The organism is Pseudomonas sp. WHRI 8519 (assembly GCF_040224055.2).
GTDB classification, from domain to species: Bacteria; Pseudomonadota; Gammaproteobacteria; order Pseudomonadales; family Pseudomonadaceae; genus Aquipseudomonas; species Aquipseudomonas putida_X.
In genome coordinates this window covers 5,476,787-5,493,348 of sequence record NZ_CP167996.1, presented here as the reverse complement: position 1 = coordinate 5,493,348, position 16,562 = coordinate 5,476,787, and the positions used below count along the sequence as shown (strand labels likewise).

Annotated in this window: 10 protein-coding genes, 2 tRNA genes and 2 pseudogenes; 9 read left to right on the top strand and 5 right to left on the bottom strand. The window is 60.6% G+C overall.

Annotation, left to right across the window (positions count from 1 at the left end):
- The first annotated feature begins 1 nt into the window (after position 1).
- The 7 genes and pseudogenes from hflK (at position 2) to ABRP30_RS25105 (ending at position 8,589) form a co-directional block, all read left to right on the top strand.
- Positions 2 to 1,183 carry an FtsH protease activity modulator HflK gene (gene hflK / locus ABRP30_RS25135; RefSeq protein WP_267819101.1) on the top strand — a complete coding sequence of 394 codons (1,182 nt, stop codon included), beginning with the start codon at positions 2 to 4 and terminating at the stop codon, positions 1,181 to 1,183.
- Complete coding sequence (gene hflC / locus ABRP30_RS25130; RefSeq protein ID WP_267819099.1) at positions 1,183 to 2,052, top strand: protease modulator HflC; 870 nt, start codon at positions 1,183 to 1,185, stop codon at positions 2,050 to 2,052. Before hflK ends, hflC begins: the two co-directional genes overlap by 1 nt.
- Before the next feature lie 290 nt (positions 2,053 to 2,342).
- Positions 2,343 to 3,530: an ATP phosphoribosyltransferase regulatory subunit gene (locus ABRP30_RS25125; protein WP_349976284.1), complete on the top strand. Its 1,188-nt coding sequence runs from the start codon at positions 2,343 to 2,345 to the stop codon at positions 3,528 to 3,530.
- A 56-nt stretch (positions 3,531 to 3,586) separates the two neighbouring features.
- Positions 3,587 to 4,879 carry an adenylosuccinate synthase gene (locus tag ABRP30_RS25120; RefSeq protein WP_241806242.1) on the top strand — a complete coding sequence of 431 codons (1,293 nt, stop codon included), beginning with the start codon at positions 3,587 to 3,589 and terminating at the stop codon, positions 4,877 to 4,879.
- A gap of 524 nt (positions 4,880 to 5,403) precedes the next feature.
- A pseudogene (locus ABRP30_RS25115) lies at positions 5,404 to 6,096 on the top strand (methyl-accepting chemotaxis protein); the annotation flags it as partial.
- 21 nt (positions 6,097 to 6,117) lie between these two features.
- Positions 6,118 to 7,002, top strand: a complete 885-nt coding sequence (locus ABRP30_RS25110; RefSeq protein ID WP_372490513.1) for a methyl-accepting chemotaxis protein — start codon at positions 6,118 to 6,120, stop codon at positions 7,000 to 7,002.
- Between the two features lie 1,212 nt (positions 7,003 to 8,214).
- The gene (locus tag ABRP30_RS25105; RefSeq protein ID WP_349976282.1) at positions 8,215 to 8,589 is read left to right on the top strand and encodes a hypothetical protein; all 375 of its coding nucleotides are present in this window, start codon (positions 8,215 to 8,217) and stop codon (positions 8,587 to 8,589) included.
- 63 nt (positions 8,590 to 8,652) lie between these two features.
- Here the strand turns inward: ABRP30_RS25105 and ABRP30_RS25100 are convergent.
- From ABRP30_RS25100 to ABRP30_RS25080, 5 genes and pseudogenes are all read right to left on the bottom strand, one after another.
- Positions 8,653 to 9,076, bottom strand: a pseudogene (locus tag ABRP30_RS25100) (ABC transporter permease subunit); the annotation flags it as partial.
- Positions 9,077 to 9,931: 855 nt separating this feature from the next.
- Positions 9,932 to 11,497 carry an ABC transporter permease gene (locus ABRP30_RS25095; RefSeq protein ID WP_372490365.1) on the bottom strand — a complete coding sequence of 522 codons (1,566 nt, stop codon included), beginning with the start codon at positions 11,495 to 11,497 and terminating at the stop codon, positions 9,932 to 9,934.
- Positions 11,497 to 12,510 carry an extracellular solute-binding protein gene (locus ABRP30_RS25090; protein ID WP_349976281.1) on the bottom strand — a complete coding sequence of 338 codons (1,014 nt, stop codon included), beginning with the start codon at positions 12,508 to 12,510 and terminating at the stop codon, positions 11,497 to 11,499. Before ABRP30_RS25090 ends, ABRP30_RS25095 begins: the two co-directional genes overlap by 1 nt.
- A gap of 183 nt (positions 12,511 to 12,693) precedes the next feature.
- Positions 12,694 to 12,780 (bottom strand) — tRNA-Leu (locus ABRP30_RS25085).
- 86 nt (positions 12,781 to 12,866) lie between these two features.
- Positions 12,867 to 12,953 (bottom strand) — tRNA-Leu (locus ABRP30_RS25080).
- Positions 12,954 to 13,224: 271 nt separating this feature from the next.
- Here ABRP30_RS25080 and rnr point away from each other — a divergent pair.
- Positions 13,225 to 15,813 carry a ribonuclease R gene (gene rnr, locus ABRP30_RS25075; protein WP_241806237.1) on the top strand — a complete coding sequence of 863 codons (2,589 nt, stop codon included), beginning with the start codon at positions 13,225 to 13,227 and terminating at the stop codon, positions 15,811 to 15,813.
- On the top strand, positions 15,810 to 16,556 hold the full coding sequence (gene rlmB / locus ABRP30_RS25070) for a 23S rRNA (guanosine(2251)-2'-O)-methyltransferase RlmB (protein WP_349976280.1): 747 nt from the start codon (positions 15,810 to 15,812) through the stop codon (positions 16,554 to 16,556). Before rnr ends, rlmB begins: the two co-directional genes overlap by 4 nt.
- Positions 16,557 to 16,562: the final 6 nt, after the last annotated feature.

Below are 16,562 nucleotides of genomic sequence, written 5' to 3'. Positions count from 1 at the left end.
TATGGCTTGGAACGAGCCGGGTGGCAACTCGAACAATCAGGATCCCTGGGGCGGTCGCCGCGGTGGTGGTGGCGGCGGTGGCGATAAAAAAGGCCCGCCGGATCTGGACGAGGCCTTCCGCAAACTGCAGGACAGCCTTAACGGCATGTTCGGCAGCGGCAAGAAACGTGGCGGCGGTGACCGCAATGTCGGCAAGGGTGGCGGCTACGGCCTGCTGGGCATCGGCCTGGCGGTGCTGGCTGCCATCTGGCTGTACAGCGCCGTGTACGTGGTCGACGAGCAGGAGCAGGCCGTCGTGCTGCGCTTCGGCAAGTACTATGAAACGGTCGGTCCCGGCCTGAACATCTACTTCCCGCCGATCGATCGCAAGTACATGGAAAACGTCACGCGTGAGCGTGCCTACACCAAGCAGGGCCAGATGCTCACCGAAGACGAGAACATCGTCGAGGTGCCACTGACCGTCCAGTACAAGATCACCAACCTGCAGGACTTCGTGCTCAACGTCGACCAGCCCGAGGTGAGCCTGCAGCATGCCACCGAAAGCGCCCTGCGCCACGTGGTGGGTTCCACCTCGATGGACCAGGTGTTGACCGAGGGTCGTGAGCAGATGGCCGTGGATATCCGCGAACGCCTGCAGCGCTTCCTCGACAACTACCGTACCGGTATCACCGTCACCCAGGTCAACGTCCAGAGCGCGGCGGCCCCGCGTGAAGTGCAGGAAGCCTTCGACGACGTGATCCGTGCCCGTGAAGACGAGCAGCGTGCCCGTAACCAGGCCGAATCCTACGCCAATGGCGTGGTGCCGGAAGCCCGTGGTCAGGCGCAACGCATCATCGAGGACGCCAACGGTTACCGCGACGAAGTCATCGCCCGCGCCAAGGGTGAGGCTGACCGCTTTACCAAGCTGCTCGCCGAGTACCGCAAGGCACCTGACGTAACCCGTCAGCGTCTGTATCTGGAGACCATGCAAGAGGTCTACAGCAACACGAGCAAAGTCATGGTGGCAACCAAGGACGGGCAGAATAACCTGCTCTACCTGCCGCTGGACAAGATGGTCGAAAGCGGTCGCAACAAGTCCGCGCCGGCTACCAGTGTGTCGCCATCGGCCAATGATGCGGCCGCACGTGCGGCGCAGGACCTGCAACAGCAACAGCAGCAGATGCGCACTAGGGAGAGCCGCTGATGAGCAATAAATCGCTGATCGCCCTGATCGCAGCTGTGGTGCTGGCCGTCGTGGCCTGGAACAGCTTCTACATCGTGGCCCAGACCGAACGTGCGGTACTGCTGCAGTTCGGCCGTGTGGTCCAGGCGGATGTCCAGCCTGGCCTGCATGTGAAGATTCCTTATGTGAACCAGGTGCGCAGGTTCGACGCCCGCCTGATGACCCTCGACGCCCCGACCCAGCGGTTCCTGACCCTGGAGAAGAAAGCGGTGATGGTCGACGCCTACGCCAAGTGGCGTGTTCAGGATGCCGAGCGTTTCTATACCGCGACGTCCGGTCTCAAGCAGATCGCCGATGAACGTCTGTCGCGTCGTCTGGAAAGCGGCCTGCGTGACCAGTTCGGTAAACGCACCCTGCACGAAGTGGTGTCCGGTGAGCGCGATGCGCTGATGGCTGATATCACCGCATCGCTGAACCGCATGGCCAACAAGGAACTGGGTATCGAGGTGGTCGATGTGCGCGTCAAGGCCATCGACCTGCCGAAGGAAGTCAACCGCAGCGTGTTCGACCGTATGAGCACCGAGCGTGAGCGGGAAGCCCGCGAGCATCGTGCCAAGGGTAACGAGCTGGCAGAGGGTATCCGTGCCGATGCCGACCGTCAGCGCCGCGTGCTGCTGGCCGAAGCCTATCGTGAAGCGGAAGAAACCCGTGGTGATGGTGATGCTCAGTCGGCCGCCATCTATGCCAAGGCCTACACCCAGGACGCCGATTTCTATGCGTTCTACCGTAGCCTTCAGGCATACCGCGACAGCTTCACCAGCAAGAGCGATGTGCTGGTCCTGGATCCGAAGAACGAGTTCTTCCGCTTCCTGGACAAGAGCAAGCCCTGATGCTCTGATCGGGAAGTGCCCCGCCTGGCAGCTAAAATACCAGGCGGGGTGCATCCTGATTAAAAAGGGGTGTATGATGAGGCAGCCGGGAAATTTCCCGGCTTTTTTGCGTCTGCAAGGTTGATTGGCAAAGCGCCAGTTGACGGTTTGGTCAGTTCGCAAGGCAATTCGAGGGTATTGGGTACGGTGGCGGCGCTGGGATCAGTGCTGCCTGCTGCTGTGCGCCAATGCCTGCTTTACTGACGGCTCGCCTGCAGGCAAGCCGCCCGGACCAGAGGGGAAATGGCGTAATGGCAACGGTAGACCGCTGGCTACTGCCAGATGGCATCGAGGAAGTACTGCCACCTGAGGCTGCGCGTATCGAGATCGCGCGTCGTCAGGTGTTGGACCTGTTCCAGAGTTGGGGCTACGAACTGGTCGTCACCCCGCATATCGAGTACCTGGAGTCGCTGCTTACCGGCGCCGGCCAGGACCTGGATCAGCGCACCTTCAAGGCGGTCGACCCGCAGTCCGGTCGCCTGATGGGCTTCCGTGCCGACTTTACCCCGCAGGTGGCGCGCATCGACGCCCACACCCTGCGCCGCGAAGGCCCGAGCCGCCTGTGCTATGCCGGCAGTGTACTGCACGCCCAGCCGCGTGCCCTGTCCACCTCGCGCAGCCCGATCCAGCTGGGTGCCGAGCTGTACGGCGACGCCAGCCCTACCAGTGATGTCGAAGTCATCAGCCTGATGCTCGCCACGCTGCAACTGACCGACGTCGCGGATGTGCACATGGACCTCGGCCATGTCGGCATCTACCGTGGCCTGGCGCGCGCCGCCGGGTTGTCCGGCGCAGTCGAACAGCAGCTGTTCGATGCCCTGCAGCGCAAGTCGGTCGATGAAGTGCAGGCACTGACTGCTGACTTGCCGAAAGACCTGAGCAACATGCTGCGCGCGCTGGTCGAGCTGTGCGGTGGCCGCGAAGTGCTGGCCGAAGCCCGTGTGCGCCTGGGCCGCGCCCCAGCCAGCGTGCTGGCGGCGCTGGATGACCTGCTGGCGATAGCTGATCGCCTGGCCGCGCGCTACCCGGACCTGCCGCTGTATTTCGATCTTGGCGAGCTGCGTGGCTACAACTACCACACCGGTGTGGTGTTCGCCGTATTCGTGCCTGGCGAAGGTCAATCGATCGCCCAGGGCGGGCGCTACGACGACATCGGCGCAGATTTCGGCCGGGCCCGCCCGGCCACGGGTTTCTCCACGGATTTGAAGACCCTGGTCACACTGGGGCGAGCGGAGGTCGTATTGCCAACTGGCGGCATCTGGATGCCCGACAGTGGTGACGCGGCCCTCTGGCAGCAGGTCTGCCAGTTGCGCAACGAGGGCCAGCGTGTGGTTCAGGCTCTGCCTGGCCAGCCGTTGAGTGCTGCTCTCGAGGCGGATTGTGATCGGCAATTGATTCAGCAAGACGGGCGCTGGCAGGTTCTGCCGCTGACCCATTGAGTTTCTGCGTCGGCAGTAGGCCGGCAACCAAGTTTGCGTGAATGAGGACCAATGTAATGGGTAAGAATGTCGTCGTCCTGGGCACCCAGTGGGGTGATGAGGGCAAAGGCAAGATCGTCGATCTGCTGACCGAACATGCTGCCGCCGTAGTGCGCTACCAGGGTGGCCACAACGCTGGCCACACGCTGGTGATCAACGGTGAAAAAACCGTTCTGCACCTGATCCCGTCCGGCATCCTGCGCGAAGGCGTGCAGTGCCTGATCGGCAACGGCGTGGTCGTCGCGCCCGATGCCCTGATGCGTGAAATCACCAAGCTGGAAGAGAAGGGCGTACCGGTGCGTGAGCGCCTGCGCATCAGCCCGGCTGCTCCGCTGATCCTGTCGTACCACGTAGCCTTGGACCAGGCCCGCGAGAAAGCCCGTGGCGAAGCCAAGATCGGCACCACCGGCCGCGGTATCGGCCCAGCCTATGAAGACAAGGTCGCCCGTCGCGGCCTGCGCGTCGGCGACCTGTTCCACCGTGAGCGTTTTGCTGCAAAGCTCGGTGAGCTGCTGGACTACCACAACTTCCAGCTGGTCAATTACTACAAAGAGCCGGCCATCGACTTCCAGCAGACGCTGGACGAGTGCATGGAATACGCCGAGCTGCTCAAGCCAATGATGCTCGACGTCACCGCCGAGCTGCACAACCTGCGTCGTGCCGGCAAGGACATCATGTTCGAAGGCGCCCAGGGTTCGCTGCTGGACATCGACCACGGTACCTACCCGTACGTCACCAGCTCCAACACCACTGCTGGCGGTATCTCCACCGGTTCCGGCGTTGGCCCGATGTACCTGGACTACATCCTGGGTATCACCAAGGCCTACACCACGCGCGTGGGTTCCGGTCCGTTCCCGACCGAACTGTTCGACGAAACCGGTGCCGGCCTGGCCAAGCGTGGTCACGAGTTTGGCTCGACCACTGGCCGTGCCCGTCGTTGCGGCTGGTTCGATGCCGTCATCCTGCGTCGCGCCATCGACGTCAACAGCATCTCGGGTATCTGCCTGACCAAGCTGGACGTACTGGACGGCATGGAAACCATCAACATCTGTGTTGGCTACAAGGACGCAAACGGCGCCGTTAACGATGCCCCGTCCGACGCCGACAGCTACATCGGCCTGGAGCCGGTGTACGAAACGATGCCAGGCTGGAGCGAGTCGACCGTGGGCGCCAAGTCCCTGGAAGCCCTGCCAGAAGCTGCTCGCGCTTACATCAAGCGCATCGAGGAGCTGGTTGGCGCGCCGATCGATATCATCTCCACCGGCCCGGACCGCAACGAGACCATCGTGCTGCGTCATCCGTTCGCCTGATCTGCCACAGGCTGATCTGACGCCGCGCTCCTGAAAGGGAGCGCGGCGTTTTTGCATCGGCTTGGTGCTAATAGCACCGCTGCTCAACCTTGGCGTTTCTCCCTGCTGTGCCCGGCACAACCCTTGCTGTAAGAAGTTGCTGTAGATGCCATCAAAATAATGGCGCCAGAAAGCACGAGGGTTTTACCGTGTCTGCCATCCTCTCACTGTTACGAAGCCGCCTCTTGCGGCCTGTGTTTGTTGCCCTTGGTATCGCCCTTTTGGTGCAGGTGCTGGTCGCCGTTGCGCTGACCCGAAGCACTGTCACTGCCCTTGAGGCCGACTTGGGCGAGCGCCTGGGCAGCGATAGCCGTAAGCTTGCCAGCGAGCTTGAGCAAGCTGGGCAGGACGTACGCGCCGGCCTCGACAGCCTTTCCAGCAGTACGCGACAGCGCCTGAGTGCCGGGCTGTCCGAGCGGCTGCAAACCGAGCAGCAGCAACTGCGCGCAACACTGGAAAAAAACCTCAAGGACTCGGCCAACGACATGGCCCAACTGCTGGCATCGGTCGCCCCGCGGGCTATCTGGGACAACGATGTGCCGGTGCTTTCAGACTTCGCGCGTCGGGCCCAGCGCAACCCCAACGTCCTGTTCGTGATTTATGACGACGCCCAGGGTCAGCACCTGACCCGCTACCTGAATCGACAGAACCCGATCAACCAGGCCTTGATGGAAAAGGGCCAGGGTGAGCGGGCCTTGGACAAGGTACTGGATGCCGCTCGCCGCGACCCTTCGGTGTACTTCGTCGAAGCCTCGATCAGCCCCAACGGCGCGGAAATCGGCAAGGTACTGATGGGGGTATCCACTGCCGGTGTCGATCAGGAGCTCAAAGCCCTGGACCAGCGCTTCGCTGCCTTGATCACCAGTGGAGAGCAGTTGGTGGGTGACAGCCTCGGTGCCGCCGCAGCGGACAGCGGCAAGGCCCTGCGCGAGCGCCTGGAAACCGCACAGGGCAGTGCCACGGCGATGCAGGCCAATACCGCACAAACCGTGCGCCACGCTGCCGCAGAGCTGCGCTGGCGCATCGGGCTGGGTCTTGTGGTGGTAGGGGTGGGTGTTTTGCTGGTAGTGGCCTTGGTGCTAGGCCGTCGGGTGCTCAGCAAGCTGCGCCTGCTGATCACCGCACTCAACGATTTGGCTGCAGGTGAAGGTGACCTGACCAAGCGCGTCAACCTCGACAGTCGCGACGAGATTGGTGACATGGCCTCAGCGGTCAACCGCTTCGTCGACAAGTTGCAGCCGATTGTCCGCGAGGCCGGCGAGGTGGCACAGCGTACGGGGGTCGAGATCGGCAGCATGACCCAGCGCAATGCTGGCGCCGATGCTGCCGCAGCACTGCAACGCGACGAAGTGGCCGCCAGCCTGCGCGACCTGTCGAGCATGGCCGATGAGGCCCAGGCTGAAAGCCACGCCATGCAGGCGGCGCTGCAGCAGGTGGTCGACATCCGGCAAGCGACCGATGAGAACAGCCGCGCGTCAACCCAATTGGCCGGCATGATCGAGAACCTGGCAGGCCAAGTCGAAACCGGCTCGCAGGTGATCGAACGGCTGGCCAGGCAGAGCGAGCAAATCGAGGTGGTGCTGACCGTGATTCACGGCATCGCCGAGCAAACCAACCTTTTGGCGCTCAACGCCGCCATCGAGGCCGCGCGTGCCGGCGAAACCGGGCGCGGCTTCGCCGTGGTGGCCGACGAGGTGCGGGCACTGGCGAGCAAGACGCAAAGCTCGACCGGTGATATTCAGGCCCATATCGCAGCGCTGCAGAAGGGCGCCAAGGAGGCGGTGGCAACCATCGGCCAGGCGGGTCTGAAGGCCAGTGAAGGCCTGTCGGTGCTACGCGAGAACGAGCGCCGGCAGCAGTCGGTGCAGGCGGCAGTGGAGCAGGTGCATGCCGCAATCGGGCTGGCCACGCGGGCCGCTGAGCAGCAAGCGCATGGGGCGCAGGCGGTGCGTGGGCGGGTTGAGAATATCCATGCTCAGGCAGAGCGTTCGGCAGAAGTGGTGATGCAAACCACAGCGAGCAGCAAGGTGCTGGATGACTTGGCGGCGCAGTTGCGGGCGAGCCTGGGGCAATTCCGCGCCTGATCATGCGAATCAAGGCTTGGGAGAAGCTGTCTTGCTTAAAATTCGAAAGGCTGTGCGATCCCTGGGAGCAACTGTCTGGCTCAACTTCTAAAAGTTGCCGTAATCCAAGTGGGAGCCGGCTTGCCGGCGATGGGCCGCAAAGCGGCCCCAGATGCTCGCTGGCCCCGTCGAGCGCGCTCGGGCTATCACAGCTCGGCTATGGGGGCTGCTGCGCAGCCCATCGCCGGCAAGCCGGCTCCCACCGCGACCGCGCAGTTCCCCAAGCCTGCGGAGCAAACATCTGGAGCCCGTCAAAAAGACGCTAGGGGAGGTTGATGAACTGCATGAAGTCCCACTTGGGTGGTGGCTCGTTAAGCTAGATCTGTCGAGACCAGCGACCTGGTCGGTAGGATTTCTGGTACTGCCGGTGGAGGGCTCGTGGGAGGCGCGTTGCTAAGCTCTGTGTGTGTGGCGGTTGGAATTCCCTCAGCCGGATTTGGAGGGGTAACATGCGTCGTAATTGGCGCGGCCGTGGGTGGGAAGTATGGAGGGGATTACGGTGGTGAGTGGATGGGCGGTCTGGGGGAGGTGATTTATGAGAGTGTACGAGAGTGAGTTCCGTAGCAATGACAGTAATCGCGTCTATCCTAATAGCTTGTATGGGGGGCAGCGTGTGCATGATGGTTTATTTGGCTTGTCGTTATGTAAAGGATATTGAAGCGGCCCTGTCTAAATGCAGTTATATTCAGAGTAATAAGGATAATTTTTCATCGGCCGGACTTGTTGGGAAGGTGATGCGGACCTGCCTGGCGGCAAACATGCTTATGATTCCGGGGTTGTTCATTCGAAAAGGTGTGGCAGACGTTTCGGATGTAGAGAGCTTCCCAAAGCCTATTAAAAAAATCCTACTACCATCGTGGCTGGGGCTCGTATTGTCGACGATCTTGTTCTTTGCTTTCAATTGGATAATAAGGGTTTTAACGTGAGCCAATGATGTAGCCTCAAGTGCTCAGGCTGTTTTCCCAAATCGCTTGGTAGAAAGGCTGAGTGCGTCGAGAGGAGTTCGCTAGTTGCGGGCTTGGGAGTGGGCGATTGGTGGATATGTCGGGGCGTATGGAGGCAATAGCATTTGTTGCTGTAGGTATTCCCACCGATGGAATGGCAAATTCCGCATGCGTAATATTGCAAGTGTCGCTGGAGAAGAGGAGGGGAGGTTTTGTATGAGGCGGTGCGATGAGTAACTTGCACCTGGCGGTGCTCGGTGTGGCTGTGATTATTTCTCCATTTTTGATGTTTGGTGTGTGGATTTTTTTAGTGTATCGATATTTGGATCGTATCGAATCAATCTTATCAAATAGTCGAATGGTGGCTGTGAATAGAGAAATTTATTCTCATGCTGGGTTGCTCGGGAAAGTCATGCGGTTAGGTTCGATTTCTGCAATGCTATCTATGAAATATTTTAGCGTCCGAAAGAGTTTACTAGATAGCGATGACGTTAGTAAGGTTCCCATCGATTTGCACAGGCTGTTAGTGCTCTTGTGGAATATGCAAATATTGCTGATTGCACTGATTGTTCTGTTTTTTATTTGGATAGAGTACTGGAGGTAGGCTCCTGTGTGTCGTTCGAAAACCAAGGCTGCTCGCCAGCCTGGAGTCGTTCTGACGCCTTATTCAAATACATCGCGTGGTCAGCAGATAAACTGGCAAGCCCGAAACCACAATCAGCAATGCCGCATAGGGTGCCGCCGCCGCAAATTCGACGTTGGCGGTATGCGCCCAGAGCTCGGTGGCCAGAGTGGTCATGCCAGTCGGGCTAAGTAGCAGGGTGGCGGTAAGCTACTTCATGGCATCAAGAAACACCGTGGCGAACGCCGTCGTTAGCGTCTGGCCGATGGTCGGCAAGGTCACTCGGCAGAACGTCGCGAAACCGCTGGCGCCCAAGGTACGGGTTGCTTCTTCGAGGGTCGGGGAGGCCTTGTTTAGTGCGGTACGCACAGGCGCCTGGGCCAGTGGTAAGAACAGCAGCGGAGGCCTGCATTAGCAGCGCGGTAGTTTTTTAGAACGCTGACACGTAGTGCAGGGCAATGTCCATGAGGCGGGCGAAGTGGCGCAGCGGACCTGAGTCGAAATCGGCGCCATGGTCCTGCGTGATGCCGGTGCCGACCCCGACGCAGCTGCCGCGCTAAGGCGGGGCGAACTGGCCGGCAGCCTGCGCGACCTGTCGCGCATGGCATTGGCGGCAGCACCGTAGGGGAAGCCTTTGGAGGTGCTATTGCTATAGTGGTGTGTACGCCGGTCTTGGGTATTTCTACTGGAGGGAGCAATGCATAAGCTTTGCTGTATTGGGTGGGACTGTAGGTGCCAGGATTGGTGGAGACAAAGGTGGACAAGGCGGGGAATATTTTGCTGACATATTTTGGCGTAGTGTAAATCCATGGCAATCACTGTGGTGGATCTGGTTGTATTGAGCTGTTTTGTTTTAGCGGTATTATCCCTCTTGGTGTTGGTGTATTTATCGTATCGTTATCTAGAGTTTATAGAGTCTATGCTTTCCAACTCTAGTTTTGTGATGGGGAATAAAAACCTGTATTCGCGGGCGGGCTTGATCGGGCGTGTCATGCGGATCTGCACGGTCTCGATAGTGCTGACTATGCCAAAGATATTCATTAATAGAGGGCTGGTTGACTCAAGGGAGGTAGTTAGGTTTTCGGTGGCGATGCGGTGTATATTGGTTGTGCTATGGAATCTTATGCTCATCTCATTTTTAATTTTTGTCTGTATGAGTGAGTACTGATTAGGCCTTTGATACTTTCGTTTCCAGCATGTTCGCTGCGAGTTCAGAAGGTGACTTGCGCAGGCCGCGGTGAGCGTTTGCCGCTTGTCTTGATGACAGCTTCTTTTGCCCAGCGCCTAGTCACGGTCCAGGCTGCTCGCCAGCCTGGACAGGTTCTCACGCCTTGTTCAAATACATCCGCGTCGTGAGCAGATATACCGGCAATCCCGAAACCAAGATCAACAACGCTGCATAAGGCGCCGCCGCCGCGAACTCGACGTTGGCAGTATGCGCCCAGACCTCGGTGGCCAGGGTGGTCATGCCAGTGGGGCTGAGCAGCAGGGTGGCCGTCAGTTCCTTCATGGCATCGAGGAATACCAGTGCGAAGGCGGCCGCCAAGGCTGGGAAGATGATCGGCAAGGTCACCCGGCAAAACGCCGCGAAGCTGCTTGCACCCAAGGTGCGGGCCGCCTCTTCGAGTGTCGGTGAGGCTTTGTTAAGGGCAGTGCGCACCGGCGCTTGGGCCAGTGGCAGGAACAGCAGCGCATAAGCCAGCAGCAAAAGCGCAGTGGTCTGGTACAGCGCCGGCACGTAGTGCAGGGCGAACACCACCAGCGTTAGTGCAATCACCAGGCCGGGCAGGGCGTGCAGCAGGTAGGGCAGACGCTCGGCCCAGATCGCCAGGCGGCCTTTGTAGCGCACCACCAGGAAACTCACCGGCAGCGCCAGCAGTACACAGAAACCTGCGCCCCCCAGCGATACTGACAGCGAGGTGAGCAGCGCCTTGCTGATCGCCGCGACCGGGAACGCCGCCGACGAACCCACGCTCAGCCAGTAGCCGAGCATGGCCAGCGGAATCCCGCTACCCAGTATCGCCAGCGTCACGCAGAACAGCTGCGCCAGGGGCATCCATCGGCCCAGCCGCATCGGCTGCGCACGGCGTGCCACACCTTGGCCGATGCGCACGTGGCGCGCCTTGCCACGCACTTTCAGCTCCAGCCAGAGCATCGCCAGGCACAGCGCCAGCAGCACTGCCGAGAGCATGGCGGCGTTGGCGTTGCTGAACTCCAGTTCGAACTGTTGATAGATCGCCGTGGTGAAGGTCTGCAGGCCCAGGATCGACAAGGCGCCGAACTCCACCAGCATGTGCAGGGCAATCAGCAATGCGCCGCCGAGCATCGACGGCCACAGCAGCGGCAGGGTGACCTTGGTGAACACGCCCCAGCGGCTGCAGCCCAGCGTGCGCGCCGACTCTTCAAGCGAAGTGTCGAGGTTGCGCAGTGTGGCAGCCACCGGCAGGAATATAAGTGGGTACTTGGACAGGGCCATGACCAGAATGGCCCCTCCCAGCCCCTCGAAGTCCGAGCTCAGCGACACCCAGGTAAAGCTGCTGACGAACGATGGTACGGCGAATGGCAGGCACAGCACTACGCCCCACAGGCGACGGCCTGGCAGATTGCTGCGTTCGAGTAGCCACGCCAGCGCCAGGCCAACCATCATGCACGCCACCGTCACCCCGACCATCAGCATCAGGGTGTTGCGCATCAGGCCCCAGACGAATGGGCGCCAGAGCAGGTGCAAGGCTTCGCGCCAGCCGGCTTCCCAGGCTTTCATCGCGACGTACAGCAATGGCAGCAAGCTCATTGCAACCAGAAACAGTACAGGCAGCACCACCCAGATGGAGGGGCGCTTGCGGCGCGGTACGAAGCGTACCGGCACCGGCTCGGACAGGGCGGCGGTCATCAGAGCAGGCCGACCTCACGTTCAAGCTCCAGCGCTTCCTCGGCATTGCCCAGGTCGGCTGGCGAGATTTTCGGCGGGCGCAGGTCTTCGAACGGCTTCAGTCCACGGTCGGACACCATGCCTTTGTGCAGTGGGTATTCAGCAGTGGTCTGGGTGATCACGCGCTGACCTTCTACGCTGGCCATCCAGTTGAGCAGCGCCTGGGCTTCCTTCGGGTGCTTGCTGGCCTTGATCGCAGCGGCGCCGGAGATAGTCACCAGGTTGCCGGCGTCACCGTCGGCCAGGTAGTACAGCTTGGAGTCCAGTTTGCCGCGCTCACGCTCCAGGGCGTACCAGTAGTAGTTGTTCACCAGCACGGCGGCGACTTCGCCTTTTTCCACGGCTTTCAGGGCGACCATATTGTTGGTGTAGGTCTTGCCGAAGGCTTTCAGGCCGGTAAGCCATTCTTCGGTGGCTTCACGGCCGTGCATCTTGAGGATGGCAACAGCCTGTTCCTGGAAGGCACCGCTGGTCGGTACGAAACCGACCTTGCCGTCCCACTCGGGGTTGGCGAAATCCATTACCGTGGTCGGCAGGTCTTTCTCGTCGATCTTCTTCGGGTTGAACACCACCACGCGGGTACGCGCGGTCACGCCCATCCAGGAACCGTTGGCGGCAACGTATTCTTTGGGCAGCATGTTCAGTGTGGCGTCATCGATCTTCGCCAGCAAACCCAGCTCGCCCAGGTTGTTCAGCGGCGGCGATTCTTCGGTGTAGATGATGTCGGCCGGCGAGCGGTCGCCTTCTTCGATGATCTGGCTGGCCAGCTGGTTGCTGCTGCCTTTGCGAATATTGATATGGATGCCGGTCTTGGCCTCATAGGCCTTGGCGATAGCTTCGCCGATTTCCTTGTGCTGACCGTTGTACATGGTCAGTGTGACCGGCTCGTCTGCCATGGCGGCCGGGGCGCCCACCACCAGGCTAAGAACAGCGGCGGCCAGGGTGCGCATCAGCGGTTGCGGACGGATCGTCATGCGGGTACTTCCTCGCTTACGGCTACATATTTGGAAACAATGGTAAACGAAATCGTTTCTCAAGTGGCCGTGTGACGAGAAATTCATGGTCAGCCCATCGTCGGATGGTTCGCCATGCAGGGGAGGGCTGAAACAAAATCGCAGGCAAGAAAAAACCCACTAGCAAGCTAGTGGGTTTTTGTATGGTGCCCAGGAGAAGACTCGAACTTCCACGACCGTTAAGTCACTGATACCTGAAACCAGCGCGTCTACCAATTCCGCCACCTGGGCAAAGCTTTACATCATCTGATGAAGGCGACTATCGTTCGCTTCACACAGTAGTAACAGATCCTTGGTCATCTGTTACTTGAAATACTTGGTGCCCAGGAGAAGACTCGAACTTCCACGACCTTGCGGTCACTGATACCTGAAACCAGCGCGTCTACCAATTCCGCCACCTGGGCACACATTCGAGATAAAAAAGATGCTTTACAGCGCCGTTCATCTCTACTACAACTTCGGGGTTGTCCGTCGTTGTGGTGCGCACTATACGGACGCTCCCAAGGGCTGTAAAGCCCCTGATCAAAAAAAATTTCAAAAATTCAACCTGTTGATTCCACACGCCTATTGCCGCACTGCGGACATGCTGCTGGGGCTGTCCAAGCCCGACATTTCCGGTTTCAATAGGCCTATGCCAGAATTCATATCTATATACCCCAAGGTGAACCCCTTCTGATGGCCGATTGGCAATCCCTCGATCCCGAGGCCGCTCGCGAAGCGGAAAAATACGACAACCCTATCCCCAGCCGTGAGCTGATCCTGCAGCGCCTTGCCGACCGTGGCGAACCGGCCGCGCGCGAGGAGCTGGCGGCCGAGTTCGGTCTTTACGAAGAAGACCAGATCGAAGCCCTGCGCCGCCGCCTGCGCGCCATGGAGCGTGACGGCCAACTTATCTATACCCGGCGCGGCACCTACGCCCCGGTCGACAAACTGGACCTGATCTGCGGCCGGATCTCCGGCCACCGCGACGGTTTCGGTTTCCTCATCCCTGACGATGGCAGCGACGACCTGTTCCTCAGCCCGTCGCAAATGCGCCTGGTATTCGATGGCGACCGTGCCTTGGCGCGTGTCTCGGGGCTCGACCGTCGTGGCCGGCGTGAAGGTGTGCTGGTAGAGGTCATTTCCCGCGGCCACGAAAGCGTGGTCGGCCGCTATTTCGAAGAAGGCGGTATCGGCTATGTGACGCCGGACAACCCTAAGATCCAGCAGGAAGTGCTGGTGACCGCGGGCCGTAATGGTGGTGCCAAGATCGGCCAGTTCGTCGAAATCAAGATCACCCACTGGCCAACTCCGCGGTTCCAGCCCCAAGGCGATGTGGTCGAAGTGATCGGCAACTACATGGCGCCGGGCATGGAAATCGATGTCGCCCTGCGCAGCTATGACATCCCGCACGTCTGGCCCCAGGATGTGATCAAAGAGGCGCGCAAGTTCCGCTCCGAAGTCGAAGAGAAGGACAAGGAAAAGCGCATCGACCTGCGCCACTTGCCCTTCGTCACCATCGACGGCGAGGATGCCCGCGACTTCGACGACGCTGTTTATTGTGAGCCGCTTGGCAAGCTGCGGCTGTTCTCCGGTGGCTGGCGCCTCTATGTGGCCATCGCTGACGTGTCCAGCTACGTGCGTCTGGGTTCTGCCCTGGATGTCGAGGCGCAGCAGCGCGGCAACTCGGTGTACTTCCCCGAGCGCGTTGTACCGATGCTTCCGGAAGAGCTGTCCAACGGCCTGTGCTCGCTGAACCCGCACGTCGATCGTCTGGCCATGGTCTGCGAAATGACCATGAACAAGGCCGGCCAGATGGTCGACTACCAGTTCTACGAAGGGGTGATCCACTCCCATGCCCGCCTGACCTACAACAAGGTCAGCAGCATGCTCGAGCATGCCCGCACCCGTGAGGGCAAGGCGCTGCGCGAGGAATACAAGGAAGTCCTGCCAGACCTGAAGAACCTGTACAACCTGTACAAGGTGCTGCTGGATGCCCGTCACGCCCGCGGCGCCATTGATTTCGAAACTCAGGAAACCCGCATCATCTTCGGTGAGGAGCGCAAGATCGCGGAAATCCGCCCGACCGTGCGCAACGATGCCCACAAGCTGATCGAAGAATGCATGCTGGCGGCCAACGTCGCCACGGCCGAGTTCCTCAACAAGCATGGTGTGCCGGCGCTGTACCGCGTGCACGATGGTCCGCCACCGGAGCGCCTTGAAAAGCTGCGTGCCTTCCTGGGCGAGCTGGGCCTTAGCCTGCACAAAGGCAAAGACCCTTCGCCCAAGGACTACCAGGCGCTGCTTGCAAGCATCGCCGGGCGCCCGGATTTCCACCTGATCCAGACGGTGATGCTGCGTTCGCTGAGCCAGGCGGTGTACAGCACCGACAACAACGGCCACTTCGGTTTGAACTACGAGGCGTACACGCACTTTACCTCGCCGATCCGTCGCTACCCGGACCTGCTGGTGCACCGCGCCATCCGCAGCGTCATCCGTTCCAAGGTCGATACTCCGCACGTCAAGCGTGCCGGCGCCATGAGCATTCCCAAGGCGCGTATCTATCCGTACGACGTGAACACGCTCGACCAGCTCGGCGAGCAGTGCTCCATGACCGAGCGCCGTGCCGACGAAGCCACCCGTGACGTGGTCAACTGGCTCAAGTGCGAATTCATGAAGGACCGCGTGGGCGAGACCTTCCCTGGCGTGATCACCGCGGTTACCGGTTTCGGGCTGTTTGTCGAACTGACCGATATCTATGTCGAAGGCCTGGTGCACGTCAGTGCGCTGCCGGGTGACTACTACCACTTTGACCCCGTGCATCACCGCTTGTCGGGTGAACGTACCGGGCGCAGCTTCCGTCTGGGCGACACCATCGAGGTCAAGGTCATGCGCGTTGATCTTGATGAGCGCAAGATCGACTTCGAAGTGTCCGAGCAGCAGCTCGCCGCGCCGATTGGCCGCAAGAACCGTGGTGCTGCACCGGTTGCAGGCGCTGCAGAAAAAGCCGAGCAGCAGCCGGCGGTGGAGGCGCGGGCTACCCCGAAACCGCGCAGCCGCAAGAGCGAGGCCGCCGAGGCTTATTTCCCGAAAGACGCCGTGCAGCGTAACGCCGAAGTGCGCAAAAGCCGCGAAATGAAGAAGGCGCTGATGACCGACGCGCGCACTGGCGGCCACGCTGGCAGCAAGTCGGACAAAGGCGGCAAGCCCTCCGGCAAGCCCACCAAGCACCGTAAAGGCCCACCAAAGTCCGGTGCGCCGCGCAAGAGCAAGAACAAGTCATGAGTCAGCTGGAAAAAATCTACGGCGTGCATGCCGTGCAAGCGCTGCTGCAGCACCACCCGAAGCGGGTCAAGCAGATCTGGCTGTCGGAAGGGCGCAGTGAGCCACGCATCCAGGCGTTGCTGGCATTGGCCGCAGAAAACCGTGTGCAAGTCGGCCAGGCCGAGCGCCGTGAGCTGGATGCCTGGGTCGAGGGTGTCCACCAGGGCGTGGTTGCCGAGGTCAGCCCAAGCCAGGTGTGGGGCGAGTTGATGCTCGAGGAGTTGCTCGAGCGCACCGAAACGCCACCGCTGATCCTGGTGCTGGACGGTGTCACCGATCCGCACAACCTTGGCGCCTGCCTGCGCACCGCCGATGCTGCCGGGGCTACGGCAGTGGTAGTGCCCAAGGACAAATCCGCGACGCTGACGCCGGTGGTGCGCAAGGTGGCCTGCGGCGCAGCGGAAGTGATTCCGCTGGTGGCCGTGACCAACCTGGCGCGCACCCTGGAGAAACTTCAGCAGCGTGGCCTGTGGGTGGTGGGTACGGCCGGTGAGGCCGAGCAAGAGATCTATCAGCAGGACCTGACCGGCCCGCTGGTGATGATCATGGGCGCCGAAGGCAAGGGCATGCGCCGCCTGACCCGTGAGCATTGCGATTTTCTGGTCAAGTTGCCAATGTCGGGCAGCGTCAGCAGCCTGAACGTTTCGGTGGCTACGGGCGTTTGCCTGTTCGAGGCAGTGCGCCAGCGTCAGTCCAAGCGCTGATCTTGC

What these genes read in the sequence shown, in the direction of transcription:
- hflK (WP_267819101.1), top strand. Translation starts at nt 2, where the DNA reads ATGGCTTGGAACGAGCCGGGTGGCAACTCGAACAATCAGGATCCCTGG.
- hflC (WP_267819099.1), top strand. Translation starts at nt 1,183, where the DNA reads ATGAGCAATAAATCGCTGATCGCCCTGATCGCAGCTGTGGTGCTGGCC.
- ABRP30_RS25125 (WP_349976284.1), top strand. Translation starts at nt 2,343, where the DNA reads ATGGCAACGGTAGACCGCTGGCTACTGCCAGATGGCATCGAGGAAGTA.
- ABRP30_RS25120 (WP_241806242.1), top strand. Translation starts at nt 3,587, where the DNA reads ATGGGTAAGAATGTCGTCGTCCTGGGCACCCAGTGGGGTGATGAGGGC.
- ABRP30_RS25110 (WP_372490513.1), top strand. Translation starts at nt 6,118, where the DNA reads ATGGCCTCAGCGGTCAACCGCTTCGTCGACAAGTTGCAGCCGATTGTC.
- ABRP30_RS25105 (WP_349976282.1), top strand. Translation starts at nt 8,215, where the DNA reads ATGAGTAACTTGCACCTGGCGGTGCTCGGTGTGGCTGTGATTATTTCT.
- ABRP30_RS25095 (WP_372490365.1), bottom strand. Translation starts at nt 11,497, where the DNA reads ATGACCGCCGCCCTGTCCGAGCCGGTGCCGGTACGCTTCGTACCGCGC.
- ABRP30_RS25090 (WP_349976281.1), bottom strand. Translation starts at nt 12,510, where the DNA reads ATGACGATCCGTCCGCAACCGCTGATGCGCACCCTGGCCGCCGCTGTT.
- rnr (WP_241806237.1), top strand. Translation starts at nt 13,225, where the DNA reads ATGGCCGATTGGCAATCCCTCGATCCCGAGGCCGCTCGCGAAGCGGAA.
- rlmB (WP_349976280.1), top strand. Translation starts at nt 15,810, where the DNA reads ATGAGTCAGCTGGAAAAAATCTACGGCGTGCATGCCGTGCAAGCGCTG.